Origin of the sequence: Paraburkholderia fungorum, from assembly GCF_046027605.1 — a bacterium.
Taxonomy (GTDB): domain Bacteria; phylum Pseudomonadota; class Gammaproteobacteria; order Burkholderiales; family Burkholderiaceae; genus Paraburkholderia; species Paraburkholderia fungorum_F.
The window spans coordinates 21,774-46,956 of the sequence record NZ_JAQQEF010000027.1; the positions used below are offsets into that span (position 1 = coordinate 21,774).

Below are 25,183 nucleotides of genomic sequence, written 5' to 3' on the forward strand. Positions count from 1 at the left end.
TGTGCGTCCCTGAATGCCTTGATTAAAAAAGCCGCCCAAGCGGGCGGCTTTGCTATTGCTACGACGAATCCCTACCGTTGAAGCGCTGATTCGATCAGACTGCCTGATCGGTCGAAGGCTTTTCCCATAGGTTGACGCCACCTTCCGTTGCATAGTGGTCGATCTCTGCCAGCTCTTCCTTCGAGAACGCGAGATTCTTCAGCGCACCGACGTTCTCACGCACTTGCTCAGCACGGCTCGCGCCGATCAGCACAGACGTCACCCGCGGATCACGCAGCGCCCATGCGAGCGCCATTTGCGCGAGGCTTTGTCCGCGACGCTGCGCGATGTCATTGAGCTTGCGCACGTGCTCGATGTTTTGCGGGCTTAGATGCTCCTGCTTCAGCGAACCGCCGCCCGGCTTGTTGACGCGCGCGTCTTCCGGCACGCCGTTCAGATACTTGCCGGTGAGCAGACCCTGCGCGAGCGGCGTGAACGCGATCGCGCCCGCGCCGACCTTCTCGAGCGTATCCAGCAGCTCGCGTTCGATCCAGCGGTTGAGCATGTTGTACGCCGGCTGATGGATCAGCAGCGGCACCTTGTACTCAGCGAGCAGCCTGGCCATTTCGAGCGTCTTGGTTGCCGAGTACGACGAAATACCGATGTACAGTGCCTTGCCTTGCTGCACGGCGCTCGCCAATGCACCGGCGGTTTCTTCAAGCGGCGTATCAGCATCAAAGCGATGCGAATAGAAAATGTCGACGTAATCGAGACCCATGCGCTGCAGGCTCTGATCGAGACTCGCGAGCACGTACTTACGCGAGCCGCCGCCCTGACCATAGGGACCCGGCCACATGTCCCAACCTGCCTTCGACGAGATCAGCAGTTCGTCGCGATACGGCTTGAAGTCGTCTTTGAAGAGACGGCCAAAGTTGGTTTCGGCGCTGCCGTACGGGGGACCGTAGTTGTTGGCGAGGTCGAAATGAGTGATGCCCAGGTCGAAGGCCGTACGCAAGATATCGCGCTGCGTGGAGATCGGCGTGGTGTCGCCGAAGTTGTGCCACAGGCCCAGCGACAGCGCCGGCAGTTTAAGACCCGATTTGCCGCAGACGCGGTATTGCATGTCCGAATAGCGTTCTGAAGCTGCTTCGTAAGCCATTGCTAGTGTCCTTGATGGTGAAGTCGCCCGGCGGTTGCGGACGTGAGGAGATCGCATGCTGCGAGAGGCGTGCAGATTCTATGTTGAGGTATGAGTGACGCTAGACCACTATGGTAGCCAATTGACGTGATGCGTGCAGACGCCGAGCATGCGGGATGGACGGTTGCTTGCAGCTCCCCTACACTTTGGCCGATCAAGGCTTCTCGAAGGGGTGGATTCATGACGAAGGCGATTTCAATCGCGCTGGTTGTCGGCGGTATCGTGTTGTTGTATTTCGGCGGGCAGGCGTTCAACTCGGTCAGCAGCGAGGTATCGCGCGTGTTTACCGGATCGCCGACCAACAAGGCGATCATGCTGATTGTGGGCGGCGTTATCGCCACGATTGCCGGCCTGACCGGGGTAGCTGTTTCAGGGCGCAAGCGGTAGCGCATTGATGCCTAGGCGGCGCGAGACCAACACACATTCGCGCCGCGCCCGGCTAAAAACCTAAAAGACAATTTCCGGCTTGGCCGCCGAGCGGGATCCCGGTAGCGGCACATTGCTCGCCCCGTGATAGGTAAACACCAGAGAAAACTTCACCTGATCGCTGAGGTTCTTGCCAGCCGAATGCAGCGTGTTGCAATGAAAGAACACCACGTCGCCGGCCTTGAGTTCGGGCGAAACGGCGGTGCGAATCAAGGCCTGATTCTCTTCCAGATCGGAGCGGAAAAACTTGGCCTCGTCGAAGCGCTCGGACGTGAAGGCAGCGCCGTGCGACTTCGGCACAAACCACAACGCGCCGTTATCGACCGTCTCCGACCCGACTGCGACCCACACCGATACCAGGTCGTCACGCTCGAACGACCAATACCTCACGTCCCGATGCCAGCCGGTCAGGCTGCCATAAGCAGGGTGCTTGGTCATCATGCAATTGTGATGCGCCCGCGATAAGCGCGGCTCTTCACCGAAGTACAACTCCATCCAGCCACGAATTTCCGGCGCGGTCGCCCATTGCGCAAAACTCGGATGACGGCCGTACGCATCCAGCAAGCGGCGAACCGTGTGGCCGCCCGGCGCATGTTTGGATTCCGGCGCGCCCGGATACTGCAGATCCGCTTCGAACTCGATCGGCGCGGCCGCTTCCTGCAACTGGCGCTCCGCAATCTGCTTCAGTTCGCCGCAGCGCTCGGGTGACACCAATCCGGGCACGACGACGAAACCCTGCTCTCGTAACGTGTGAATCTGCTCTTTCTTCGAATGAAGTGACATGGTGTTCCGTTACTGTCGACTAGCTGATGCTCGATTGTAAAACGGGCGCGATCGGACTGCGCGCAGTTTCGCCTTGCGAGAAGCCGCAGACTTACGCACTACTTTCATGCGAAAGCCGATTGGCAGAGCACGTTGTGAGGGCAAGCTCGCACGACAATCGATCGCAAAGGGCGCGAGCCCCCAAGCTGGCATCTCACGTTTTACCGGTAGAAACCCGTATTCGCAGGGTAAAAACGGACTTTCTGACGTCACGATTCACGTGTAGCCTTTCACACATGTTGATCGCTCTTCCCGCACTTTTACGGCGCACACAGGCCGCTGTGGCCGACTCCGCCGTCCCCCGCGTTCTTATCAGTCGAATTCCGGGCTCTCGCGTCGTCCTTCGCGACACCGCCATTGGCACATTTGGTGCTCATTCTGGCGCACACTCCGTCGCGCGACACATTGCCTACCTGTGAAGCCATGCATACTCTTTTGAGCACCCGTCTTACCCGCGCCGCGTTGAAAGCGGCGCGTCCGGCGCGCCGCCATGTCGTGCGGGCGCTGCGTCACCATGCCACCCGCACTCGCGCGTTAGGCGAACAATGGCGTGAAGCCAAAGCGGTCGACGGCATTCGCACGTGGTTCCACACCTTCTTCTCCGCACTGCGCCTGCGAGGCGGTTCGCGCCGTTTCTCGCTGCGCACGCTGCTGCGCAAACCGACGCCGCTGCGCCTTACCGCCAAGCCGACTGCGCCGGTAGCAGCACCGCAAAGCACAAGCCGCCGCCCACGACGTATGTCGACGAGCGGCAGCACCGGCTGGTTTGCGTTCGCGTTTGCGAGTCGCTGAATTAGCGACTAGATGGAAGGTCTGCGGACCGCTGAATGAGACGCTGAATCAGCGGCCGGATAGGCGTCTGCGCTGCGGATGCGCGGCCAGGCGCGAGTCGTTGAGAGCGAACCGCCGAGCCGGCCTCGAACGACGCCCCCACGCCCGCAAGCGGATACAGACCGCCGCGACTGCGTTGACGCCTTCATCACCCCACCGCAGCATATTCGATGGCAATAAAAAACCCCGCCCAGCTCGCGCCGGCGGGGTTTTTTGCTGAAGCGGACTGCGCTTATTCTGCGAGCGCGGCGACCGGTTCGGTGCCTGCTGCTTCGGCGAGTGCCAATGCTTTGTCAGTGGCTTCCCACGTGAATTCCGGCTCTTCGCGGCCGAAGTGACCGTAGGCCGCGCTCTTCTCGTAGATCGGGCGCAGCAGGTCGAGCATCTGGATGATGCCCTTCGGACGCAGGTCGAAGTGCTCCTGCACCAGCTTCGTGATCGTTGCATCCGACACGCGGCCCGTGCCGAACGTGTTGACCATGACCGAAGTGGGTTGAGCCACGCCGATCGCGTACGACACCTGAATCAGGCAGCGCGATGCCAAACCGGCAGCCACGATGTTCTTCGCGACGTAACGGCCGGCATAGGCTGCCGAGCGGTCGACCTTCGACGGATCCTTGCCCGAAAACGCGCCGCCGCCGTGCGGCGCCGCGCCGCCGTACGTATCGACGATGATCTTGCGGCCCGTCAGACCGCAATCGCCTTGCGGACCGCCGATCACAAACCGGCCGGTCGGGTTCACGAGGAACTTGATATTGCCCTTGATCAGGTCAGCCGGCAGCGTCGGCTTGATCACTTCTTCGATCACGGCTTCGCGCAGCACGGCCAGATCGATGTCCGGCGCATGCTGCGTGGACAGCACGACCGTGTCGATGGAATGCGGCTTGCCGTCGACATAACGCACGGTGACCTGCGACTTCGCATCCGGACGCAGCCACGGCAGACGGCCGTCGCGGCGCAGATTTGCCTGACGTTCCACCAGACGGTGCGACAGGTGGATCGGCAGCGGCATCAGTTCCGGCGTTTCTTCACACGCGTAACCGAACATCAGGCCCTGGTCGCCGGCGCCTTGATCGAGGTTGTTGTCGTGCGCACGGTCCACGCCTTGGGCGATATCTGGCGATTGTTTGTCGTATGCGACCAGTACTGCACAGCCACGGTAGTCGATGCCGTAATCCGTGTTGTCGTAACCGATACGCTTGATCGTGTTGCGCGCGACCTGGATGTAATCGACGTTCGCCGTGGTGGTAATTTCGCCGGCGAGCACGACCAGACCCGTGTTGCACAGCGTTTCGGCTGCAACACGCGAGTACTTGTCTTGCGTCAGGATGGCGTCGAGGATGGCGTCCGAGATCTGATCCGCGACTTTGTCGGGATGGCCTTCGGAAACGGATTCGGAGGTGAAGAAATAGTCGTTTGCCACGTTGCAGACTCCTGTTTGGTGGTTACGGTTGAGTTTCACGTAGCCAGCTTCGGGAGCTTGAAGCGGCGACGCTTTAGCGGATTACCTTACCGGCAGGGGGCGTATCCCATGGATCGCACCCGCCAGCTTCGCCCCGCAAGTTGTCTATTAACTCGGCGAAGCCCTTATTATAGCGACTTCCTTTGATTGTCACAGAGTGTTCATCCGTGCTGGTTTTCGACCCGTCTTCTGGTTTCTTGAGCAAAGCGTCGCTCGACGCCCTAAACGGAGGGGCGGCATGTTGAGTCGTCTCGGCGCCCATCTGGCCATTGGATTCCTGAAATTTTTGGCTTTGCTGCCCTACGGCCTGGTCGCGCGAATGGGCGACGGGCTGGGCTGGCTGCTCTATCAGATCCCAAGCAACCGTAAGCGCATCGTCCACATCAATCTGAGCTTGTGTTTCCCGGAGTGGAGCGCCGCGCACCGCGAGGAGATCGCGCAGAAACACTTCCGCCACGCGATCCGCAGTTATGTTGAGCGCAGCGTCCAGTGGTTCGGCTCGGCGAAAAAGCTCGAAAAGCTCGTGCAGGTGGATAGCGAGATCGATCTGCTGGATCCCGACATGCCGCCCACCCTGCTGCTTGGCGCGCATTTCGTCGGCATCGAAGCGGGCTCAGTGTTTATCAATCACGCGCTGCGCCGGCAATGCGGCGCGCTCTATCAGCCGATGTCCAACAAGGTGCTCGACGACGTTGCAAAGGCCGCTCGCGGCCGCTTCGGCGCGGACATGGCAAGCCGCGCCGACAGTGCGCGCATCGTGCTGCGCTGGTTGCGCGACCGCAAGCCGGTCATGCTCGGCGCCGACATGGACTATGGCATGCGCAACTCGACGTTCGTGCCGTTCTTCGGCGTACCCACGTGCACGCTGACAGCCGTGGGACGCCTCGCCGGGGTCGGCCATGCGCAAGTGGTGCCGTTCATCGGCGAGGTGCTGCCGAATTACAAGGGCTACCGTCTCAAGGTGTTCAAGCCATGGGAAAACTACCCCACCGGCAACGACGAGGCCGACGCGCGCCGCATGAACGCATTCCTCGAGGAACAGATTCCCCTGATACCGGAACAATATTATTGGGTGCACAAGCGCTTCAAGACGCGGCCGCCAGGCGAGCCGAACGTCTATTGACCGGCCTTCTTGACCGGTCTTTGAAAAAAGCGCCCGAACGCGGAAATAAAGTGGGTTCGGCCCACCTTGGGGCGCGTCACTTACAATAGCGTGATGAAACTGAAATTCACCAAAATGCACGGCGCGGGTAACGACTTCGTCGTGCTCGACGGCTACACCCAACCGGTCAACCTGACACCGGCGCAGGTGCGCGCGCTCGCGGACCGGCATTTCGGCGTCGGCGCCGACCAGTTGCTGCTGGTCGAGAAGCCCACTGTAGACGGCGTCGATTTCAGATATCGCATCTTCAATTGCGACGGCGGCGAGGTCGAGCACTGCGGCAACGGCGCGCGCTGCTTCGTCAAGTTCGTGCGCGACAGTGGGCTGACCGACAAGCGCAGCGTCCGTGTGCAAGTGCAGAACGGCACCATTGTGCTGACCATGCAGGAGAATGGCGAAGTGCTGGTCGACATGGGCACACCCGTGTTCGAACCGGAGCGCGTACCGTTCGCCACCAAAGGTCTCGAAGGCCGCCGTGAAGGTGCTGACACGCTCTGGCCGCTCGATGTGCACGGCGTGACGCGCTGGATCTCCGTGGTGTCGATGGGCAATCCGCACGCGGTGCAAGTGGTCGACGACGTCGAGGATTTCCCGGTTGTCGTCGAAGGCCCGGTGATCGAGCGGCATGCACGCTTCCCGCAGCGAGTGAACGCGGGCTTCATGCAGATCGTCGGCCGTAGCGAGATCAAGCTGCGCGTTTACGAACGCGGCGCCGGCGAAACGCTGGCATGCGGCACGGGTGCGTGCGCGGCAGTCGCTGCCGGCATTCGCCGCGGGCTGCTCGATGCGCCGGTGCTGGTGCACACGCACGGCGGCAAGCTGACCATCACGTGGGACAACTCGCAAGACGGCGCACCGCTGCTGATGGCCGGTCCTGCGGCAACCGTCTTCGAAGGCGAGATCGAACTGGCCGAGGGACTTGCGCCGGTCTGACACCCGCATCAGTGGCCAATCGATCGGCCCGCGAAATACCACGCATGTGGCCTGTGCGAGGTCTCGACCAGGCCGATGAATGACCTGACGAATAGCCCGACGATAGGCCAATGAACAGGCCAACAAAGAAGCCGATGAAGAGCCGGGCAAAGCGGCTTTTTCACCAGCCGACCAAACTCATGACCGATGCGGCGCCCGTAGGCGTCGTCCCGTAGTCCTTTAGCCGATACCATGAACGATCGCGAAGTCGCCGAATATCTGCTCGCCAACCCCGAATTCTTCGCCGAACACGCGGAAATGCTCGCGACGATCCGGCTTGCGAACCCGCACGGCAAAGCCGCGGTGTCGCTGCAGGAGCGACAGATGGAAATGTTGCGCGACAAGAACAAGCATCTCGAACGGCGTTTGGCCGAATTGCTGCGCTACGGTCACGAAAACGACAGCATCGCCTCGAAGTTCAATCGCTGGACCATCCGCGTGATGGCCGAGCGCGATCCCTACGCGCTGCCGCGCACGATTTCGAACGGTTTGCGCGATATTTTCGACGTGCCGCAAGCGGCGCTGCGCGTATGGGACGTAGCCGAGCCGTATGGGCAGGCCGAGTTCGCGCGCCATGTCGGCGAGGAAGTGCGAATCTTCGCGAACAGCCTCACCACGCCTTACTGTGGCGCGAACACCGGCTTCGAAGCGGCGCAGTGGCTGGTGCCGGCGGTGGCATCGGTGAGCGACGAGGGGTCCGCCGGCGGTACGGGCGAGGCCGCGCACGCCACCGAATCGATTGCGTTGCTCGCGCTGCGCGACCCCGAAGGCAAGGAAGAAGCGCCCACCTTCGGCCTGCTGGTGATGGGTTCGGCCGATCCGCGCCGCTTCCACGACGGCATGGCAACCGATTTCCTGACGCAGATCGGCGCGTTGGCAAGCGCGGCGCTGAGCCGTCTGCTGCCGCGCTGAGCCGCCGAGCCCACATAAGCCATCGTGACCGAAGCCGACCCGATCGCCGCCTACCTGTCGAACCTCGAACATGAGCGGCGACTGTCGGCGCATACGCTGCGCGGCTACACCCACGAACTCGAAGAACTCAAGCTGCTGGCCAAAGGCCGGCCGCTCGAAAGCCTCACGGCCGTCGATATTCGCGGTGCGGTTTCGCGGGCGCATGCCGGCGGCCTGACGGCGCGCTCGATCAGCCATCGGCTGTCGTGCTGGCGAGCGTTCTACCGCTGGTTCGCGGGCCGCGTCGATCTGCCGGCCAATCCGGTCGCCACCGTACGCGCGCCGAAGCAGCCCAAAGCACTGCCAAAAGCGCTTTCCGTCGACGACGCCACGCGCCTGATGGAAAGCCCTCCCCCCGCGACGCCCGAAGGTTTGCGCGACCACGCGATGCTCGAATTGTTCTACTCGTCGGGCTTGCGGCTGTCCGAACTGGTCGGTCTCGACGCCCGTTTCGCCGAGGCCGACGGCTACCGCTCCGCGGGCTGGCTCAAGCTCGACTCCGCGGAAGTCGAAGTGCTGGGCAAGGGCAACCGGCGCCGCGTCGTGCCGGTCGGCAGCAAAGCGATCGATGCGTTGAATGCGTGGCTCGCCGTGCGCGACCAGATGGTCAGACACGATCCGCATCCGCTGTTTCTCTCGGCGCGCGGCAATCGGCTGTCGCCGAATGTCGTGCGCGATCGCGTGAAGCGCGCGGCGCTGGTCGCCGGCATTCCGGCCAATGTGCACCCGCACGTGCTGCGGCATTCGTTTGCCACGCACGTGCTGCAGTCGAGCGGCGACCTGCGGGCCGTGCAGGAACTGCTCGGGCACGCCAGCATCACCGCGACGCAGGTCTATACCGCGCTCGATTTCCAGCATCTCGCGCACGTCTACGATCAGGCGCATCCGCGCGCCAAAAAACGCGACTGATTCCGCTCATTTGTTTTTGCGGTTTGCGGTCTCCGCCTTCGCTTCACCCGCTGCGTGCTTCGAAAGCCACGCGGCCTATTGCTCTGCTGACACCCTGATGAATACCGTTACGCTCAAACCGTCGAAAGAAAAATCGCTGCTGCGCCGTCATCCGTGGGTCTATGCCAACGCGATCGATCGCGTCGACGGCAATCCCGCCCCCGGCGCGACCGTGCTGGTGCGCGGGCACGACGGCCGCTTCCTCGCCCGGGCGGCCTACAGCCCGCAGTCGCAGATTCGCGCCCGAGTGTGGAGTTTCGACGAAGCCGAGCCGATCGATCACGCGTTCTTCAAGCGCCGCGTGCAGCGCGCGTTGGCGCATCGTCAAACGATGGTGCACAACACCGGCGCCGTGCGGCTGATTTTCGGCGAAGCGGACGGCCTGCCTGGTCTGATCGTCGATCACTACGTCGCCGAGGACGAAGGCCAGCGCAGCCAACTGGTGTGCCAGTTCATGGCGACAGGCGTCGAAGCGTGGAAGGAAGCGATCGTTGCCGCGCTGGTCGACGCGACGGGCTGCCCGAACGTCTACGAGCGCTCGGACGTGTCGATCCGCCAGAAGGAAGGGCTCGAGCAGATCACCGGCGTGCTGGCAGGCGTTGCGCCGTCGGAAGCGCTGATCGCGAGCGAAAACGGCGTGCGTTACCACGTCGACGTGCGCAACGGCCACAAGACTGGCTTCTACGTCGACCAGCGCGACAACCGCCTGCTGGTGCAGGAGCTGGCAAAAGATCGCGACGTGTTGAACTGCTTCTGCTACACCGGGGGTTTTTCTCTGGCGGCATTGAAAGGCGGCGCCAAACGCGTGGTGTCGATCGATTCGTCGGGCGACGCGCTCGCGATCGCGCAACAGAACGTGGCCGCCAACGGTTTCGACCCCGAGCGCGCGATCTGGCTCGACGCCGACGCGTTCAAAACCCTGCGCCGCCTCTACGACGAAGGCGAACGCTTCGACCTGATCGTGCTCGATCCGCCGAAATTCGCGCCGTCTCGTGAACATGTGGACCGCGCCTCGCGCGCCTATAAGGACATCAACCTGACCGGCCTGAAGCTGCTGCGCCCGGGCGGCCTGCTGTTCACCTATTCATGCTCCGGCGCGATCGATTCCGAGTTGTTCCAGAAGATCGTGTCCGGCGCGGCGGCCGATGCACGGGTCGATGCACGGATTCTCAAGCGCCTCGGCGCCGGGGTGGACCACCCGTTGCTCACCGCATTCCCGGAAGGCGAATATCTAAAAGGCCTGCTGTTGCAAATTGCCTGATCGCCCATAGTTTCAGGGCTATTTCCGGCGCGCCGCCGAGGGGTTCGCCCCCGCCGCGAGCGCCGGCTTGACAGATATGTTTCAATATCCGGCTAGATCGGGCCGCGCGCCGTCAGGCTGACGCGCCCGGCAAAGCGGATTTGCAGACGCATTCGGCGCAGCTTGCGCGCCGCGCATTTCGCGCTGCAGATCTCGCGCTGCACATTTGCGCTGCACATTTGATTACGCACAGACTCACGTACATACAGGCGACCAACATGATCCCAGTCACCATCCTGACCGGCTTTCTCGGCAGCGGCAAAACCACCCTGCTCAAGCGCATCCTGAACGAAAAGCACGGCATGAAGATCGCCGTGATCGAGAACGAGTTCGGCGAAGAGAACATCGACAACGAAATCCTCGTGCAGGACACCAGTGAACAGATCATCCAGATGAGCAACGGCTGCATCTGCTGCACGATCCGCGGCGACCTTTCGCGTGTGCTGGGCGATCTGGCGGCGAAGAAACAGTCCGGCGAACTGGATTTCGACCGCGTCGTGATCGAAACCACTGGCCTCGCGAATCCGGGCCCGGTCGCGCAGACCTTCTTCATGGACGACCAGATCGCCAACGAATTCCTGCTCGACGCGATCATCACGCTGGTCGACGCGAAGCACGCGAATCATCAGCTGGACGAACACGAAGTGGTGCAGCGCCAGGTCGGCTTCGCCGATCGCCTGTTCATCACAAAGTCCGATACGGTCGACGAAAAGCATGTGGACGATCTGCGCCATCGTCTGCTGCACATGAACCCGCGGGCGGCGATCAAGATCGTCAATTTCGGCGAAGCGGACATCAAGGAAATCTTCGACCTGCGTGGCTTCAACCTGAATTCGAAGCTGGAAATCGATCCGGACTTCCTCGCTGAAGACGAGCACGCGCATAGCCATGCCCACGCGCATGACGAGCACGGCCACACCCATGCCGACCACGATGGTCACGATCACGAAAACTGCGATCACGACCACGGCAAGTGCGACCACGAAGGCCACGACCACGCGCATCATCATCACGCGCACCACGACGACAAGATCAAATCGTTCGTCTACCGCAGCGACCGTCCGTTCGATCCGAACAAGCTCGAGGACTTCCTCGGCGGCATTCTGCAGATCTACGGCGAGCGCCTGTTGCGTTATAAGGGCGTGCTGTATATGAAGGGCGTCGACCGCAAGGTGGTGTTCCAGGGCGTGCATCAGATGATGGGCAGCGACCTGGCGGCGAAATGGCAACCGGTCGAGAAGAAGACCAACAAGATGGTGTTCATCGGCATCGAACTGCCGCAAGACCTGATCACCGACGGCCTCGACGCCTGTCTGGCGTAAATATCATGCCGTGCATGCCGTGCCGAGCGCACGGCATGCTGCGTGCTCTGTGCTCTGTGCTGTAACCACGGGCTGTAACCACGAGCGCCGTGCGGTCACAAAAGTAAATCATCTGCAGAAAGCACCGCAAAAAACGTCCGAAAGCCTGCTGAAATGTCGGTTGTGTGAAAAGCACGTGAAAACCCTGCTGCATTAAAGCGTGCACGACCATCGCTTTTTGGCCGTTCGCGCGTTATATTTTCGGGATATCTGCGCTTGATGCGGGATTTTCACCAGTTGCGGTGCAGGATTGTGATTCAGTTACAATACGTGCCCACTGGAGAATGACAACGAATTGCCCGGTCGCGCGTATCCCGCGCTGGGCCTGAAACGGCGCCGGAAAATCTTGTCCGGATAGCACGCCGACAATGCCGGCTGGCACAGCTGATAAGGCGCGCTGCCGGCAAGCAATGCCTCAGGAGCATTTGAGAATCGGTTTCCAGAGGAGTTCGGCCCCGCATTGGCGTAGCGACGCCCGGCGTGTGGGCGCCAGGCGCTTCGGCGTCACGACAGTCCATCGTCCGTGCCCGCCCTGGCGCTCCGCGTCCTCGAGGCGCCTTTGCGGGCAATACGAAAGTGCGGGCACTATGTAAGAGTTTTGCCTCACATTGAAGAAGCAAGCCAGATGACGACGAAACGACTCTTGACCGAAGCCGAAATCCTGAAGATGAGCGACAAGGATTACATGAATGAGGATCAGCTCGCCTTCTTCAAGAACAAGCTCGAACAGCTGCAAGCGGACATTCTCCGCAATGCCGGCCAGACGACCGAGAACCTGCGCGAAACTGTCATCGTGCCGGACCCGGCCGACCGCGCAACGATCGAGGAAGAGCATGCGCTCGAACTGCGCACGCGCGACCGCGAGCGCAAGTTGCTGAAAAAGGTGCAGCAATCGATCGCGCGCATCGATTCCGGCGACTACGGCTGGTGCGAAGAAACCGGCGAGCCGATTGGCATTCCGCGTCTGCTCGCACGGCCCACGGCCACCCTGTCGCTCGAAGCACAGGAGCGCCGCGAACTGCGCCAGAAGCTGTTCGGCGACTGAACGCCCGCGGCGCGGCTTCGGCTCCGCGCCCTTTTAAGCTGCTTCGTCGAGAGGCGCACGGTGATCTGTGCGCCTTTTTTCTTTTGTGCGTGCTTCCGCACAGTTCCCCGCACCGAATCCCGTGTTTTTGTCTTATGCCATTTGCCGGCTCTTGATATGACCGCGCACGCCCTAAAATAAGTCCGACATGCGTTGCACGAGCGCGCGCCGGCGAGTTGATCGTTTCAGCTTTGCGCGCCGTCCGCTTCGAGGATTCAGGCGGTGGTGCTGCGCCACCGCGTCCTACCCGTTTTGCAAAGAGGAACGCATATGGAGCAATTTCACGGCACGACGATCGTTTCCGTGCGCCGCGGCGACAAGGTCGCGTTGGGCGGCGACGGCCAGGTAACGCTGGGCAACATCGTCATGAAAGGCGGCGCGAAGAAAGTCCGGCGCATCTATAACGGCAAGGTGATGGTCGGCTTCGCCGGCGGCACGGCCGACGCCTTCTCGCTGCTCGACCGCTTCGAAGCGAAGCTGGAAAAACATCAGGGCAATCTGACCCGCGCCGCCGTCGAACTCGCCAAAGACTGGCGCACCGACCGCATGCTGCGCCGCCTCGAAGCGATGCTGATCGCGGCGGACGCCACCACCACCCTCGTCATCACCGGTAACGGCGACGTGCTCGATCCGGAAGGCGGCATCTGCGCGATCGGTTCGGGCGGCGCTTACGCACAAGCCGCCGCGAAGGCACTCGTTGACAACACCGAGCTGTCGCCGCGCGAGATCGTGGAGAAGTCGCTGGAGATTGCCGGCGACATGTGCATCTATACGAACCATAACCGCGTCATCGAGACGATCGAGTAAGGACCCACGATGAGCACCATGACCCCTGCCGAGATCGTCTCGGAACTCGACAAACACATCATCGGCCAAGGCCGCGCGAAGAAAGCAGTCGCCGTGGCGCTGCGCAACCGCTGGCGCCGTCAGCAGGTTGAAGACCCGCTGCGTCAGGAAATCACGCCGAAGAACATTCTGATGATCGGGCCGACCGGCGTCGGCAAAACCGAAATCGCGCGGCGTCTGGCGAAACTGGCCGACGCGCCGTTCATCAAGATCGAAGCCACCAAGTTCACTGAAGTTGGTTACGTCGGCCGCGACGTCGATAGCATCGTGCGCGACCTGATCGAAATCTCGGTCAAGCAGACGCGCGAAACGGAAATGCGCAAAGTTCGAACCAAGGCCGAAGACCAGGCCGAAGACCGCATTCTCGACATCCTGTTGCCGAGCGCGCGGCCGGTTGGTTTCGGCGCGAGCTCGAGCGCTGTGGATACCGTCGACGAAGGCAGCACCACGCGTCAGACTTTCCGCAAGCGTCTGCGCGAAGGCCTGCTCGACGACAAGGAAATCGAACTCGACGTCGAACAGCCGCAAGTCGGCATGGACATCATGGGGCCGCCGGGCATGGAAGACATGACCGAGCAGATTCGCTCGATGTTCGCGAACATCGGCGGCGGCAAGAAAACGCGCCGCAAGCTGAAGGTGAAGGAAGCGCTCAAGGTCCTCACTGACGAAGAAGCCGGAAAGATGCTCAACGACGAAGAGGTGAAAGCCAAGGCGGTGCAGAACGTCGAGCAGAACGGTATCGTGTTCCTCGACGAAATCGACAAGATCGCGTCGCGCAATGAAGCCGGCGGTGGCGAGGTGTCGCGTCAGGGCGTGCAGCGCGATCTGCTGCCGCTCGTCGAAGGCACCACGATCAACACCAAGTACGGCATGGTGAAGACCGATCACATTCTGTTCATCGCAAGCGGCGCGTTTCATCTGGCCAAGCCGAGTGATCTGATTCCGGAGCTGCAAGGCCGCTTCCCGATTCGGGTCGAACTGGATTCGCTGTCGGTGGGCGATTTCGAATCGATCCTGGTGTCGACCGACGCGAGCCTCGTCAAGCAATACCAGGCCCTGCTGGCCACGGAAGACGTACACCTCGAATTCGCCGACGACGGCATTCGTCGCATGGCCGAAATCGCGTTCTCGGTGAACGAGAAAACCGAGAACATCGGCGCGCGCCGTCTGTACACGGTGATCGAAAAGCTGCTCGAAGATGTCTCGTTCGCAGCCGGCAATCACTCGGGCAAGACGGTGCAGATCGACGCGGCGTATGTCGATCGCGCGCTGAACGAAGTGGCGGAAGATGAGGATCTGTCGCGCTACGTACTGTGATGCCGGTGTCAGTGTCGACGTTGATATCGATGCCGACTTTTGTATCGATGCCATCGTTGATGCTGATATCAACATTGATGCCGATGCCGCGTTAAAGCCATCTACCTGGCACGTGGCCGGCTATGCTAAAGGCGTAAAAAACGGGCTGTCTTGCGAAAGACAGCCCGTTTTTCTTCCTGCCCGCAAGTGCAAGCAGCGCCCAAGCGAGACCGAGTGCTTACTGTTTGACCGGCCGCTTCGCCAACTTCCGCTGCAGCGTCCGACGATGCATGTTCAACGCGCGCGCGGTGGCCGAAATATTGCCGCCGTGCTCCGCGAGCACGCGCTGAATATGCTCCCACTCCAGGCGCGCAACCGACAACGGCGTGGGACGCTCAATCGCTTCCTCAGCTTGCAACGCGCTCGCCTCGCTTTGCAGCGCCGACAAAATCGTCTCGACGTTGGCAGGCTTTGCCAGGTAGTTATCGGCACCGTCTTTCACCGCCTGCACCGCCGTGGCGATGCTGGCATAACCGGTCAACACCAGCATGCGCGCGTCAGGCTGCAAATCACGCAAAGGCGCAACCAGCGTAAGACCAGAGTCGTTGCCGAGATGCAGGTCTACCGTGATCTGGCCGAACTTCTGCTGGTTCGCCAACTTGATCGCCTCATCCGCGTTGTGCGCTTCGGCTACCGTATACCCGCGCCGCGTCAACCCGCGGGCGAGGATGCCGGAGAACACCTCGTCGTCGTCGATCACCAGAAAATTCATATCGCTCATGCCTGTTTCTCCGTGTTGGATGGCGAAGTGCCTTGACGGCCCGCACCTGATAATTTGCGCCCAGCGAGCGGCAGTCTCAACACTGCACGCGTGCCACGCGGTTTGATCTCGCTGACATCGTTCAGCTCGATCGATCCCCTCAGACGTGCCGCCGCTGAAAATGCCAGATACAGGCCCACGCCGTGCCCACCCTGTGTGCTGTCGACCGGCATCGTGCCGAGCGACCCGCGCAACGCAGCCGGAATACCAGGGCCCGCGTCACATACCTCGAATACAACCTGGTCGCCGCGCGCCGAGAGCATGCACGACAGCGTCACGTGATCGCGACTCGCCCGCGCGGCATTGTCGAGCAGAATCGTGAGAATCTGACTGACGGCAACCGTATCGTCAAGGCTGACACCCGCGGGCGGCACACCGATCCGCTCGAACTTCACATGCGGATGACGCAAGCGCCATTGCTCGCCGAACGACTCGAGCCATTCGCTGACCGTTTGCCGGGTGGTCGTTGTCGAGGCACGGCTGCGCAGTCGCGCAAGCGCCGAAGTACACAGCGTCATTTGCTGTTCGAGCAACGCCAGATCGGCGCTGTACGGCGCCAGTCCCTTATCGGTTCGCGCGGCGTCGCGCAATTCTTCGGACAACATGGCAATTGTAGACAGCGGCGTGCCGATTTCGTGCGCGACAGTGGCGGCCTGCACGCCGAGCGCGACCGCGCGTTCGTCGTGAAGCAAGCGCTGCTGCGCGTCTCCGAGCGCTGCGTCACGTAGCCGCAGTGCGCGTGACATGCGTGCAACGAACCACGCAATCAGGCCGACGCTGACCATGAAGTTCACCCACATGCCGGCTCGGTAGTATTCGAACAGATTCGCCGGGTTGTCGAGATTCAGCGCGACGGAATCGAAACCGAGCACCGCATAACAGGCCACGGCGAATGCGGCGAGCCATGCCATCAGATGCCATGGCAACACGGCTGCCGCAATTGCGAGCGATGGCAGGTACAGCGAAACGAATGGGTTGGTGGTACCACCGGATAGAAACAGCAGCGCCGACAACGCGCCGAGATCGACCCAGAGCTGGCCGAACAGTTCGAGATTGGACTCGGGCCGCTGCTGCGAAACACGCCACCACGTCAGTCCATTGAAGATCACCTCGAGGGCGATCACCAGCAACATCGCAGGCAAAGGCAGGTGCACGCCGATGAAGATCTGCACGAATGCGATCGTCATCAACTGACCGATGATGGCCAGGTTACGCAGCCAGAACAGATGACCGAGGTTGACCCGGCCGGTGTTGGTTATACGATGCATGACTTTAGTTTACCTGTTCGGACTAGTCCGACTTACCTCGCGGCTTCGCGCCGGTAACATGGCATTTTTGCGACAGTTGTTGTATCGGCCGATCGCTTATCACCGGTTCTTACGCCGCCCAAACCCATCCATGCTACCCACTTCTGATAGCGCGACACCCGCCTCGTCAGCTTTCCTGACTTTTCTGCGACATGCCGCCGCAGCCCGGCAAAATGGCACCGCAGAAGCGCAGGCCAATTGGCTCGATGCCGCCGCGCAATTTCACGCACTCGACGACGAGTCAATCGAATCGCTCATTGCTGCACTGCTCGAACAACATCGTCACAACGACGCGATCGAACTCGCCGCCATTATTGCTCAACTCGATCCGCATCGCGCTCTTGCGCACTTCCGTTTCGGTTACGCGCTGCAGATGGCAAACCGGCATAACGAAGCCATCGCGGCTTATCGTCGCGCGCTCGCCATCGATCCGAAATTGCCGCAGTTGCGCAACAATCTCGCTGGCGCCCTTACGCTCACTGGTGGCGACCTGAGCGAGCAGCTCGCTCTACTGGAAAGTGCGGTTCATGACGAACCCGACCACGGCGACGCGTGGACTAATCTCACTCAGGCAAGCCGCGTCAATCTGAATCTCTGTCGCGCGCTCGAAGCCGGCGCAAGAGCCGTGCAATGCGCGCCGCATAGCCCGCTGGCGCACAACAACTATGCGCTGGCGCTGCGTGAAGCGCAACGCTGGGCCGAAGCGGAGCACGCCGCAAGAACCGCCTGTGCGTTAGCGCCCACCGATGCGACTGTGCGTTCGAATCTGGGCATGCTGCTCCTGCTGCGCGGCAATTACGCGCACGGCTGGCACGCTCACGAGGCGCGTTGGGATGGCTCGCTTGAGTTGGGCGGCAACCGTCCGGCGATGCCGGCGCCGACCTGGCAAGGCGAGCCGCTCGCCGGCAAAACGCTGCTGGCGTGGGGTGAACAAGGCATGGGCGATGTCCTGCAGTTCAGCCGCTATATCCCCCTGCTGGCCGAGCGCGTTCATCGCGAAGGCGGCCGTCTCGTGTGGAACTCATTTCCGCAAATGGGCGCGCTGCTCGCCCGCAGCCTCGGCGAGCATGTAAATGACTATTCGGCCGGGGGCGGCGTCGAATCGCTGCCGCCGTTCGACTATGAGATTCCGTTACTCAGCCTGCCCTTGATATTCGACACGCGCGAAGAGACCCTCCCCGCCGCGACTCCATATTTGCGTCCAGATACGGCGGCCAGGGCGTCATGGCAGCAGAGGCTTGCCGGCGAAGCGAGGCTTAAAGTCGGACTGGCATGGACCGGCAGCGTCGGCCATCAGCGCAATCCATTCCGGCGGGTGGGCTGGGAACGCTACGCGGCACATTTCGGCGGCCTGCAAGACGTGGCGTTCTATTCGTTGCAACCGGGTGCCGAGGCGGACGTCGCGGCGGCCGAGGCCGCCGGTCTGCCAATGTCGGACTGCACCGCCGAATTCGCCAACTTCGACGACACGGCCGCGTTTGTCAGCGCGCTCGATCTCGTCATTACCGTTTGCACATCCGTGGCGCATTTGAGCGGCGCACTCGGCCAGCGCACCTGGGTGCTGCTCGACGTCAATCCGCATTGGGTGTGGCTGCTCGACCGCCCTGACAGCCCGTGGTATCCGAGCGCGACGCTCTACCGGCAGCCACGGTTCAGGGAATGGAACCCGGTGCTGGAAGCAGTCGCCTGTGATCTGAGCGCGCTCGCGGCCCGGCACCGCGCGGCATAGATCGTCACTGCATTGTTGAATGCCGTACGGCATTCAAGCCGTCTTGGTTTCTGCGTTTCCGCGCTTCCACGTTTCTGCGCCTCTACGCTTCACGGTGTACCGACTCCCGGCGCCGGTTGCACCGCTCGCGCGATCTCCGCCGCGAGACATTCAGGACACAGACAACGGCCGGACGGATCGAGCCGCTCTGCCGGCATAGCCGGCATCTCACGGCACCAGCAGTCAAACGGCACTCCATGCATGGCGCAATCGAATGCATGACCGCAGCGCGGACACAGCGCGCTACCTTGTGATCGGGAAGCTGACGATTTCATAACGGGCCGGGTGGTCTCGCTTCAGCCTGAACCCAGAAATGATGCCACGACTGGCGCGCCGGCGTGAGTCGGCCATTCGGCCGATTTACCGGCCTCGCCGATCGGCGGTACGCTTGATTGTCAGCCGGCGCCTGACGCCGTCTATTGCGCAGCGCGCAAAGCCCGCGCCCGCCGCCATTGGCGCCCATGTCGAAAACCCTGTTGCAGCGCGCCAGTCCTGTACAATTCGCCCTGTTTTAACTGTTCCGTGCCTGAGCCTGCCGCCATGTCCGAGCTTCCTGACCTTTCGCAGATCGCGCCCACCCTGAAGGCTGAAATCCTGGCCGAGGCGCTGCCCTATATTCGCCAATATCACGGTAAGACCGTGGTCATCAAATACGGCGGCAACGCCATGACCGAAGAGCGGCTGAAGCAAGGCTTCGCGCGCGACGTGATTCTGCTGAAGCTGGTCGGTATCAATCCAGTCATCGTGCACGGCGGCGGTCCGCAGATCGACCAGGCGCTGAAGAAAATCGGCAAGCAGGGCACGTTCATTCAGGGCATGCGCGTCACCGACGAAGAGACGATGGAAGTCGTCGAATGGGTACTCGGCGGCGAAGTGCAGCAGGACATCGTCACGCTGATCAACCATTTTGGCGGCCACGCGGTCGGTCTGACCGGCAAAGACGGCGGCCTGATCCACGCGCGCAAAATGCAGATGCCGGATCGCGACAATCCGGGCCAGTACGTCGATATCGGCCAGGTGGGCGAAGTCGAGGCGATCAATCCGGCGGTCGTGAAGGCGCTGCAAGACGACGCATTCATTCCAGTGATCTCGCCGATCGGCTTCGGCGAAGACGGCCTGTCGTACAACATCAATGCGGATCTGGTCGCGGGCAAACTGGCGGTGGTGCTGAACGCCGAAAAGCTTGTGATCATGACCAACATCCCGGGCGTAATGGATAAGGAAGGCAATCTGCTGACCGATCTGTCGGCGCGCGAAATCGACGGCCTGTTCGCGGACGGCACGATCTCCGGCGGCATGCTGCCGAAAATCTCGTCGGCGCTGGATGCAGCCAAGAGCGGCGTGCGTTCGGTCCACATCATCGACGGTCGCATCGAGCACTCGGTGCTGCTGGAAATTCTCACCGAACAGCCGTTCGGCACGATGATCCGCTCGCATTGATTCCTGCCTCAAACCCGGCACATACGGCACGCTTGCACGGCGCGCCATGTGTGCCGTGCAGCACCGCTGCCGTCACCGTGAGTTCCTGCATGCCCGGCGAGCGCCGGCGCCACGGCGGCTCGCGGCGTAACGGCCCACAGCGCGCCGCCCTCTCGCGCCACCAAGCGCTCCTCTCTTTCACCGTCATCCGCACCGCGAACCCTCCGCGTCCGCTGCGCGATGCGACTGCTCACGCCTGATCGGCGTCTTTCATCATGCGCACGCCCACTTCCCGACGCCGTCGTCCGCACATCGCAGGCGGCAGTCCGGTCTGGCTGTTCGATCTCGACAACACCTTGCACCACGCGTCGCACGCGATCTTCCCGGCGATCAATCAGGGGATGACGCAATACATCATCGACTCGCTGGGTGTTGATATCGACGAAGCCAACCGCCTGCGCACCGGCTACACGCAACGCTACGGCGCGGCGCTGCTCGGCCTGGCACGCCACCATCCGCTCGACCCGAACGACTTCCTGAAAGTCGTCCATACGTTCCCCGATCTCGTTTCGATGATCCGTCACGAACGCGGCGTCGCGCGTCTGGTTGCCGCGCTGCCCGGTCGCAAGATCGTGCTGACCAATGCCCCCGAGGCATATGCGCGCGCGGTGCTCGCGGAGCTGCGCATCGAGCGGCTGTTCGAACAGGTGATTGCCATCGAACATATGCGCGATCGCCGCCACTGGCGCGCCAAGCCTGACCATTCGATGCTGCGCCGGGCGATGCGCGACGCGCACGTCTCGTTGAAGGACGTGATCCTCGTGGAAGACACGCGCTCGCATCTGAAGAACTACCGGCGACTCGGCATCCGCACCGTGTGGATCACCGGCCATCTGCCGCGCAAGCCGCATGCGGACGGTGTGCCGACGCGTCTGCCGGGCACCGGCCGGCCGCATTATGTCGACCGAAGCATTCGTTCGTTAAAATCGCTACGACTGGGCACCCGCTCGGTTCGATTGAAGGGACAGCAGACGGGACGACAGCCATGCAGCCGATCGACAAGCCTGACGAAGCCGTAGCCGAACACGAACCCACGCCGCCGCCCGCCGCCCCGCGTGCGACTCGCCTGAAGCCGGGCGAGCGCCGCGTGCACATCCTGCAGACGCTTGCCGCCATGCTGGAAGCGCCGAAAAGCGAAAAGATCACCACGGCGGCCCTCGCCGCCCGGCTCGGTGTCTCCGAAGCCGCGCTGTACCGTCATTTCGCCAGCAAGGCGCAAATGTTCGAAGGGCTCATCGAGTTCATCGAGCAGACTCTCTTCGCCCTGATCAACCAGATCGCCGACAAGGAAAGCAACGGCGTGCTGCAAGCCCGTGCGATCGCGCTGATGCTGCTCAACTTCCCAGCGAAAAATCCCGGCATGACACGCGTGCTGACCTGCGAGGCGCTGGTCGGCGAGCACGAACGGCTGACCGAGCGGGTCACTCAGATGCTGGAGCGAGTCGAGGCATCGCTGAAACAGTGTTTGCGGTTGGCTCAGATGGAAGCAGGCGAAAACGCAGTGGAAAACACGAACCCGAGCGCCAATGAGCATGCCGCACCGCTGCCCGCCGGCTACGATCCCGCGATCCGCGCGAGCCTGCTGCTGAGTTACATCATCGGCCGCTGGCATCGGTATGTGCGCAGCGGCTTCGCGCGGCCGCCCGCCGAACACGCCGATGCACAACTGCTGCTGATTCTTCAGTAGTCCACGCGGCACGCGAGCTTGCAGAGGCGTTGCGACGCTGCCGCATGAAATTTTCCGCTATACTTTGCGCCTGACTACGGACCCTCGAAGCACCTGAGACCGCTGTCCTAAGCACCTCGAACACACTTGAACACTTATTACGCGCCGATTTGCTGACTCGATTGCGGGCGCGCGAACTGCCGGGAACGTCTCCCGCAGTTCACTACAAATGCGGCTAAAGAGGTCGTCAGCCGCGCACACTGTTTCTCTTCCGTGCCTCGCCGACGCCATCTAGCCGCCCTGTTTTTGTTAAACGGCGGAATGAATGGAATCGATCGGTATCGTGGCTCCTCAAAAAATGCATTTCACCGAGCCGCTGCTCATGCAGAACGGCAGCTCGCTGGCCGGTTACGACCTGATGGTCGAAACCTACGGCACGCTCAACGCCGCGCGCAGCAATGCCGTGCTGGTGTGCCACGCGCTCAACGCGTCGCACCACGTGGCGGGCGTCTATGCGGACAACCCGAAGGACGTCGGCTGGTGGGACAACATGGTCGGTCCGGGCAAGCCGCTCGACACCAACAGGTTCTTCGTGATTGGCGTGAACAATCTGGGCTCGTGCTTCGGCTCGACCGGCCCGATGAGTATCGATCCGGCAACCGGCAATCCGTACGGCGCGAGCTTTCCAGTTGTCACGGTTGAAGATTGGGTGAACGCGCAGGTGCGCGTCGCCGACGAGTTCGGCATCACGCGTTTCGCCGCGGTGATGGGCGGCAGCCTCGGTGGCATGCAGGCGCTCGCGTGGAGCATGATGTATCCGGAGCGCGTGGGCCACTGCATCGTGGTCGCGTCCACGCCGAAGCTGTCGGCGCAGAACATCGCGTTCAACGAGGTGGCGCGCTCGGCGATCCTGTCGGACCCCGACTTCCACGGCGGCAACTACTACGCGCACAACGTCAAGCCGAAGCGCGGCTTGCGCGTCGCGCGGATGATCGGCCACATCACCTATTTATCGGACGACGACATGGCCGAGAAATTCGGCCGCTCGTTGCGCCGCGCGGAAGGCGCGTTGGATGCGTACAACTTCAACTTCGACGTGGAATTCGAAGTGGAATCGTACCTGCGCTACCAGGGCGACAAATTCGCCGATTACTTCGACGCGAACACGTATCTGCTGATCACGCGCGCGCTCGACTATTTCGATCCTGCCAAAGCCTTCGACGGCGATCTGACCGCCGCTGTCGCGCACACCACGGCGAAATACCTGATCGCCAGCTTCTCGACCGACTGGCGTTTCGCGCCGGCCCGCTCGCGCGAACTGGTGAAGGCGCTGCTCGACCACAAGCGCACGGTGACCTACGCGGAAATCGACGCGCCGCACGGCCACGACGCCTTTCTGCTCGACGACGCGCGCTATCACAACCTGATGCGCGCCTATTACGAACGTATTGCGAACGAGGTGAACGCATGAACCAGCGAGCACTCGATTACCTGGCGCTGCGCCCGGACTTCCGCGCGATCGCCCGCTGGGTTGAACCGCGCGCCACCGTGCTCGACCTGGGTTGCGGCGACGGCTCGCTGCTGTCGCTGCTGACCGAAGAGCTGGACGTGCAGGGCTACGGCATCGAGATCAACGACGCCGGGGTATTGGCGTCGACGCAAAACGGCGTCAACGTGATCCAGCAGAATCTGGAAGACGGCCTGCGTCTGTTCGAAGACAGCAGCTTCGATTTCGCGGTTCTGTCGCAAACGCTTCAAACCATTCATCAGACGGCTGCCATCCTGCGCGAGACGGTGCGCGTGGGCAAGGAATGCATCGTATCGTTCCCGAATTTCGGCTACTGGGCGCACCGGCTTTCCGTGCTGCAGGGTCGCATGCCGGTGTCGAAGTCGCTGCCTTATCAGTGGCACAACACGCCGAACGTGCGGGTGCTGACCATCAAGGATTTCGAGGCGCTGGCGCCGGAAGTCGGCATCGAAATTCTCGACCGCGTGGTGCTGCACGACGGCCAGGTGGTGCGGTGGGGGGTGAACTGGCGTGGTAGTCTTGCGGTCTATCGCGTCAAGAAAAGCTAACGCCACTTATCCACATGTCGAACCCGCCGCACGAGGCGCCTGCACTTACCGCTCACGAAGAACATCCCGGCTGGCGCGCGTTTCTGAATACGCGCATGCTGATCTGCGTCTTTCTCGGCTTTACGTCGGGACTGCCGTTGTTCACGCTCGTCTACCTGGTGCAGGCGTGGCTACGCTCCGAAGGCGTCAATCTGAAGGAAATCGGCCTCTTTGCGCTGATCCAGTTCCCGTACACCTGGAAATTCATCTGGGCACCGTTGATGGACCGCTACGTGCCGCGCTTTCCGGGCTGGCGTCCAGGAAGACGGCGCGGCTGGATGCTGGTCACGCAGATTCTGGTCGCAGGCGCGATTGCCACGCTCGGTTTCGTGTCGCCGAAAGACTCCATTTGGACTGTGGCCGCTTTGACCGCGCTGGTCGCGTTTTTTGGCGCGAGCCAGGACATCGTGATCGACGCCTACCGGCGTGAGTTGCTGAGCGACACGCAGCAGGGTCTCGGCAATGCCGTCCACGTGAACGCGTACAAAATCGCAGCACTAGTGCCGGGTTCGCTGGCGCTGATTCTGTCCGACCATTTGCCGTGGAGCACCGTTTTCATCGTCACCGCTGCATTCATGCTGCCTGGCATGATCATGACGCTCGTGGTGCGCGAGCCCGACGTGCACGGCACGCCGCCGAAGAATCTGCGCGAAGCGATCGTCCAGCCGTTCAGCGAATTCATTCAACGCGACGGCTGGCGCGGCGCGCTCTTTGTGCTCGGCTTCATCTTCCTTTACAAGCTCGGCGACACGATGGCAACCACGCTGTCCACGTCGTTCTTCCTCGACATTGGCTTTTCGCGCACGCAGATCGGTGTGATCGCCAAGACTACGGCGTTCGGTGCGAGTCTCGCGGGCGGAATCGTCGGCGGGATCTGGCTGATGAAGGTCGGCATCGGCCGCGGCTTGTGGATCTTCGGCGTCCTGCAGATGGTGTCGACGCTCGGCTTTGCATGGCTCGCGCATCTTGGCCCGGCATCGCCTGGTCTTACCGTGATTTATGACATCGCCGTCTGGCTCAGCGAGGGCACGTCGAAACTGCTCGCGCTGGTCGGCATCGACTGGACCGTGCAGCTCGATCCGCGCTCAGTCGCGCTGGCGCTGGTCTACGGTCTGGAAACCTTCGCAACCGGTCTGACGATGGCGGCCTTCACCGCCTACATCGCCAGCACCACCGATCCGCGTTATACCGCCACGCAATTCGCGCTTTTCACGAGCCTGGCTTCGGTGCCTCGCACGTTGGCGTCGGCGGCCAGCGGGTATGTGGTCGCAAGGATCGGCTGGTTCGACTACTTCATTGTGTGTACCGCGCTGGGGCTGCCCGGCATGCTGCTTCTGCTGCGCATCGCGCCCTGGAGAACCCGGTCGTGACCACGCTTCAGTCAAAGCGC

The 25,183-nt window shown here is 62.0% G+C and carries 24 protein-coding genes; 18 read left to right on the plus strand and 6 right to left on the minus strand.

Annotated elements, in window-relative coordinates; all coding sequences use genetic code 11:
- Window positions 1-94: 94 nt before the first annotated feature.
- A complete protein-coding gene (mgrA, locus tag PQR53_RS31375) occupies window positions 95-1,138 on the minus strand; it encodes an L-glyceraldehyde 3-phosphate reductase (RefSeq protein ID WP_408462992.1) in 1,044 nt (347 codons plus the stop codon).
- A gap of 219 nt (window positions 1,139-1,357) precedes the next feature.
- Between mgrA and PQR53_RS31380 the strand changes: the two genes are divergently transcribed.
- Entirely contained in the window at window positions 1,358-1,564 is a 207-nt protein-coding gene (locus tag PQR53_RS31380) for a DUF3185 family protein (RefSeq protein WP_179735520.1), read from the plus strand.
- 60 nt (window positions 1,565-1,624) lie between these two features.
- Here PQR53_RS31380 and PQR53_RS31385 read toward each other — a convergent pair whose 3' ends face one another.
- Window positions 1,625-2,386: a phytanoyl-CoA dioxygenase family protein gene (locus PQR53_RS31385; protein WP_408462995.1), complete on the minus strand. Its 762-nt coding sequence runs from the start codon at window positions 2,384-2,386 to the stop codon at window positions 1,625-1,627.
- Window positions 2,387-2,848: 462 nt separating this feature from the next.
- Between PQR53_RS31385 and PQR53_RS31390 the strand changes: the two genes are divergently transcribed.
- Window positions 2,849-3,217: a hypothetical protein gene (locus PQR53_RS31390; RefSeq protein ID WP_408462998.1), complete on the plus strand. Its 369-nt coding sequence runs from the start codon at window positions 2,849-2,851 to the stop codon at window positions 3,215-3,217.
- 271 nt (window positions 3,218-3,488) lie between these two features.
- On the opposite strand, the gene metK is transcribed toward PQR53_RS31390, so the two are convergent.
- Window positions 3,489-4,679, minus strand: a complete 1,191-nt coding sequence (gene metK / locus PQR53_RS31395; protein ID WP_408463001.1) for a methionine adenosyltransferase — start codon at window positions 4,677-4,679, stop codon at window positions 3,489-3,491.
- A gap of 277 nt (window positions 4,680-4,956) precedes the next feature.
- On the opposite strand from metK, the gene PQR53_RS31400 reads away from it, so the two are divergent.
- The 9 genes from PQR53_RS31400 (at window position 4,957) to hslU (ending at window position 14,659) form a co-directional block, all read left to right on the plus strand.
- Window positions 4,957-5,841 (plus strand): lipid A biosynthesis lauroyl acyltransferase, encoded by an 885-nt coding sequence (locus tag PQR53_RS31400; RefSeq protein ID WP_408463004.1) that lies wholly within the window; start codon window positions 4,957-4,959, stop codon window positions 5,839-5,841.
- A 93-nt stretch (window positions 5,842-5,934) separates the two neighbouring features.
- The gene (gene dapF / locus PQR53_RS31405) at window positions 5,935-6,813 is read left to right on the plus strand and encodes a diaminopimelate epimerase (RefSeq protein WP_408463007.1); all 879 of its coding nucleotides are present in this window, start codon (window positions 5,935-5,937) and stop codon (window positions 6,811-6,813) included.
- Window positions 6,814-7,044: 231 nt separating this feature from the next.
- Window positions 7,045-7,764, plus strand: a complete 720-nt coding sequence (locus PQR53_RS31410) for a DUF484 family protein (RefSeq protein WP_408463010.1) — start codon at window positions 7,045-7,047, stop codon at window positions 7,762-7,764.
- A gap of 24 nt (window positions 7,765-7,788) precedes the next feature.
- On the plus strand, window positions 7,789-8,712 hold the full coding sequence (gene xerC, locus PQR53_RS31415; protein WP_408463013.1) for a tyrosine recombinase XerC: 924 nt from the start codon (window positions 7,789-7,791) through the stop codon (window positions 8,710-8,712).
- 97 nt (window positions 8,713-8,809) lie between these two features.
- The gene (locus PQR53_RS31420; RefSeq protein WP_408463016.1) at window positions 8,810-10,012 is read left to right on the plus strand and encodes a class I SAM-dependent rRNA methyltransferase; all 1,203 of its coding nucleotides are present in this window, start codon (window positions 8,810-8,812) and stop codon (window positions 10,010-10,012) included.
- A 257-nt stretch (window positions 10,013-10,269) separates the two neighbouring features.
- A complete protein-coding gene (locus tag PQR53_RS31425; RefSeq protein ID WP_179735503.1) occupies window positions 10,270-11,373 on the plus strand; it encodes a CobW family GTP-binding protein in 1,104 nt (367 codons plus the stop codon).
- 664 nt (window positions 11,374-12,037) lie between these two features.
- Complete coding sequence (gene dksA, locus PQR53_RS31430) at window positions 12,038-12,457, plus strand: RNA polymerase-binding protein DksA (protein ID WP_012431412.1); 420 nt, start codon at window positions 12,038-12,040, stop codon at window positions 12,455-12,457.
- 309 nt (window positions 12,458-12,766) lie between these two features.
- Window positions 12,767-13,303, plus strand: a complete 537-nt coding sequence (gene hslV / locus PQR53_RS31435) for an ATP-dependent protease subunit HslV (protein ID WP_028197737.1) — start codon at window positions 12,767-12,769, stop codon at window positions 13,301-13,303.
- A gap of 9 nt (window positions 13,304-13,312) precedes the next feature.
- Window positions 13,313-14,659, plus strand: coding sequence for an ATP-dependent protease ATPase subunit HslU (hslU, locus tag PQR53_RS31440; RefSeq protein ID WP_408463018.1), 1,347 nt, complete (start codon window positions 13,313-13,315; stop codon window positions 14,657-14,659).
- A 217-nt stretch (window positions 14,660-14,876) separates the two neighbouring features.
- Here hslU and PQR53_RS31445 read toward each other — a convergent pair whose 3' ends face one another.
- Complete coding sequence (locus PQR53_RS31445; RefSeq protein ID WP_408463021.1) at window positions 14,877-15,419, minus strand: response regulator transcription factor; 543 nt, start codon at window positions 15,417-15,419, stop codon at window positions 14,877-14,879.
- On the minus strand, window positions 15,416-16,726 hold the full coding sequence (locus PQR53_RS31450; RefSeq protein ID WP_408463024.1) for an ATP-binding protein: 1,311 nt from the start codon (window positions 16,724-16,726) through the stop codon (window positions 15,416-15,418). Before PQR53_RS31450 ends, PQR53_RS31445 begins: the two co-directional genes overlap by 4 nt.
- A gap of 130 nt (window positions 16,727-16,856) precedes the next feature.
- Between PQR53_RS31450 and PQR53_RS31455 the strand changes: the two genes are divergently transcribed.
- The gene (locus PQR53_RS31455) at window positions 16,857-18,494 is read left to right on the plus strand and encodes a tetratricopeptide repeat protein (RefSeq protein WP_408463027.1); all 1,638 of its coding nucleotides are present in this window, start codon (window positions 16,857-16,859) and stop codon (window positions 18,492-18,494) included.
- An 89-nt stretch (window positions 18,495-18,583) separates the two neighbouring features.
- Here the strand turns inward: PQR53_RS31455 and PQR53_RS31460 are convergent, their stop codons facing one another.
- The gene (locus tag PQR53_RS31460; protein WP_408463030.1) at window positions 18,584-18,808 is read right to left on the minus strand and encodes a cysteine-rich CWC family protein; all 225 of its coding nucleotides are present in this window, start codon (window positions 18,806-18,808) and stop codon (window positions 18,584-18,586) included.
- A 265-nt stretch (window positions 18,809-19,073) separates the two neighbouring features.
- Here PQR53_RS31460 and argB point away from each other — a divergent pair, with 265 nt between their 5' ends.
- From argB to PQR53_RS31490, 6 genes are all read left to right on the plus strand, one after another.
- Window positions 19,074-19,973 (plus strand): acetylglutamate kinase, encoded by a 900-nt coding sequence (gene argB / locus PQR53_RS31465; protein ID WP_028197732.1) that lies wholly within the window; start codon window positions 19,074-19,076, stop codon window positions 19,971-19,973.
- Between the two features lie 254 nt (window positions 19,974-20,227).
- Window positions 20,228-21,031, plus strand: coding sequence for a pyrimidine 5'-nucleotidase (locus PQR53_RS31470; RefSeq protein ID WP_408463033.1), 804 nt, complete (start codon window positions 20,228-20,230; stop codon window positions 21,029-21,031).
- Window positions 20,998-21,699 carry a nucleoid occlusion factor SlmA gene (gene slmA / locus PQR53_RS31475; protein ID WP_408463036.1) on the plus strand — a complete coding sequence of 234 codons (702 nt, stop codon included), beginning with the start codon at window positions 20,998-21,000 and terminating at the stop codon, window positions 21,697-21,699. The genes PQR53_RS31470 and slmA overlap by 34 nt, the downstream gene beginning before the upstream one ends.
- Window positions 21,700-22,003: 304 nt before the next feature.
- Window positions 22,004-23,149 carry a homoserine O-succinyltransferase MetX gene (metX, locus tag PQR53_RS31480; RefSeq protein ID WP_408463039.1) on the plus strand — a complete coding sequence of 382 codons (1,146 nt, stop codon included), beginning with the start codon at window positions 22,004-22,006 and terminating at the stop codon, window positions 23,147-23,149.
- The gene (gene metW / locus PQR53_RS31485; protein WP_120297324.1) at window positions 23,146-23,754 is read left to right on the plus strand and encodes a methionine biosynthesis protein MetW; all 609 of its coding nucleotides are present in this window, start codon (window positions 23,146-23,148) and stop codon (window positions 23,752-23,754) included. The genes metX and metW overlap by 4 nt, the downstream gene beginning before the upstream one ends.
- Before the next feature lie 14 nt (window positions 23,755-23,768).
- A complete protein-coding gene (locus PQR53_RS31490) occupies window positions 23,769-25,163 on the plus strand; it encodes an AmpG family muropeptide MFS transporter (RefSeq protein WP_408463042.1) in 1,395 nt (464 codons plus the stop codon).
- Window positions 25,164-25,183: the final 20 nt, after the last annotated feature.

Coding starts and splice junctions, on each gene's coding strand:
- PQR53_RS31400 (WP_408463004.1), top strand. CDS start 4,957: ATGTTGAGTCGTCTCGGCGCCCATCTGGCCATTGGATTCCTGAAATTT.
- PQR53_RS31455 (WP_408463027.1), top strand. CDS start 16,857: ATGCTACCCACTTCTGATAGCGCGACACCCGCCTCGTCAGCTTTCCTG.
- dksA (WP_012431412.1), top strand. CDS start 12,038: ATGACGACGAAACGACTCTTGACCGAAGCCGAAATCCTGAAGATGAGC.
- slmA (WP_408463036.1), top strand. CDS start 20,998: ATGCAGCCGATCGACAAGCCTGACGAAGCCGTAGCCGAACACGAACCC.
- PQR53_RS31445 (WP_408463021.1), bottom strand. CDS start 15,419: ATGAGCGATATGAATTTTCTGGTGATCGACGACGACGAGGTGTTCTCC.
- PQR53_RS31380 (WP_179735520.1), top strand. CDS start 1,358: ATGACGAAGGCGATTTCAATCGCGCTGGTTGTCGGCGGTATCGTGTTG.
- dapF (WP_408463007.1), top strand. CDS start 5,935: ATGAAACTGAAATTCACCAAAATGCACGGCGCGGGTAACGACTTCGTC.
- metW (WP_120297324.1), top strand. CDS start 23,146: ATGAACCAGCGAGCACTCGATTACCTGGCGCTGCGCCCGGACTTCCGC.
- hslV (WP_028197737.1), top strand. CDS start 12,767: ATGGAGCAATTTCACGGCACGACGATCGTTTCCGTGCGCCGCGGCGAC.
- PQR53_RS31490 (WP_408463042.1), top strand. CDS start 23,769: ATGTCGAACCCGCCGCACGAGGCGCCTGCACTTACCGCTCACGAAGAA.
- PQR53_RS31420 (WP_408463016.1), top strand. CDS start 8,810: ATGAATACCGTTACGCTCAAACCGTCGAAAGAAAAATCGCTGCTGCGC.
- PQR53_RS31385 (WP_408462995.1), bottom strand. CDS start 2,386: ATGTCACTTCATTCGAAGAAAGAGCAGATTCACACGTTACGAGAGCAG.
- argB (WP_028197732.1), top strand. CDS start 19,074: ATGTCCGAGCTTCCTGACCTTTCGCAGATCGCGCCCACCCTGAAGGCT.
- hslU (WP_408463018.1), top strand. CDS start 13,313: ATGAGCACCATGACCCCTGCCGAGATCGTCTCGGAACTCGACAAACAC.
- PQR53_RS31425 (WP_179735503.1), top strand. CDS start 10,270: ATGATCCCAGTCACCATCCTGACCGGCTTTCTCGGCAGCGGCAAAACC.
- PQR53_RS31470 (WP_408463033.1), top strand. CDS start 20,228: ATGCGCACGCCCACTTCCCGACGCCGTCGTCCGCACATCGCAGGCGGC.
- PQR53_RS31390 (WP_408462998.1), top strand. CDS start 2,849: ATGCATACTCTTTTGAGCACCCGTCTTACCCGCGCCGCGTTGAAAGCG.
- PQR53_RS31410 (WP_408463010.1), top strand. CDS start 7,045: ATGAACGATCGCGAAGTCGCCGAATATCTGCTCGCCAACCCCGAATTC.
- PQR53_RS31460 (WP_408463030.1), bottom strand. CDS start 18,808: ATGAAATCGTCAGCTTCCCGATCACAAGGTAGCGCGCTGTGTCCGCGC.
- mgrA (WP_408462992.1), bottom strand. CDS start 1,138: ATGGCTTACGAAGCAGCTTCAGAACGCTATTCGGACATGCAATACCGC.
- metX (WP_408463039.1), top strand. CDS start 22,004: ATGGAATCGATCGGTATCGTGGCTCCTCAAAAAATGCATTTCACCGAG.
- PQR53_RS31450 (WP_408463024.1), bottom strand. CDS start 16,726: ATGCATCGTATAACCAACACCGGCCGGGTCAACCTCGGTCATCTGTTC.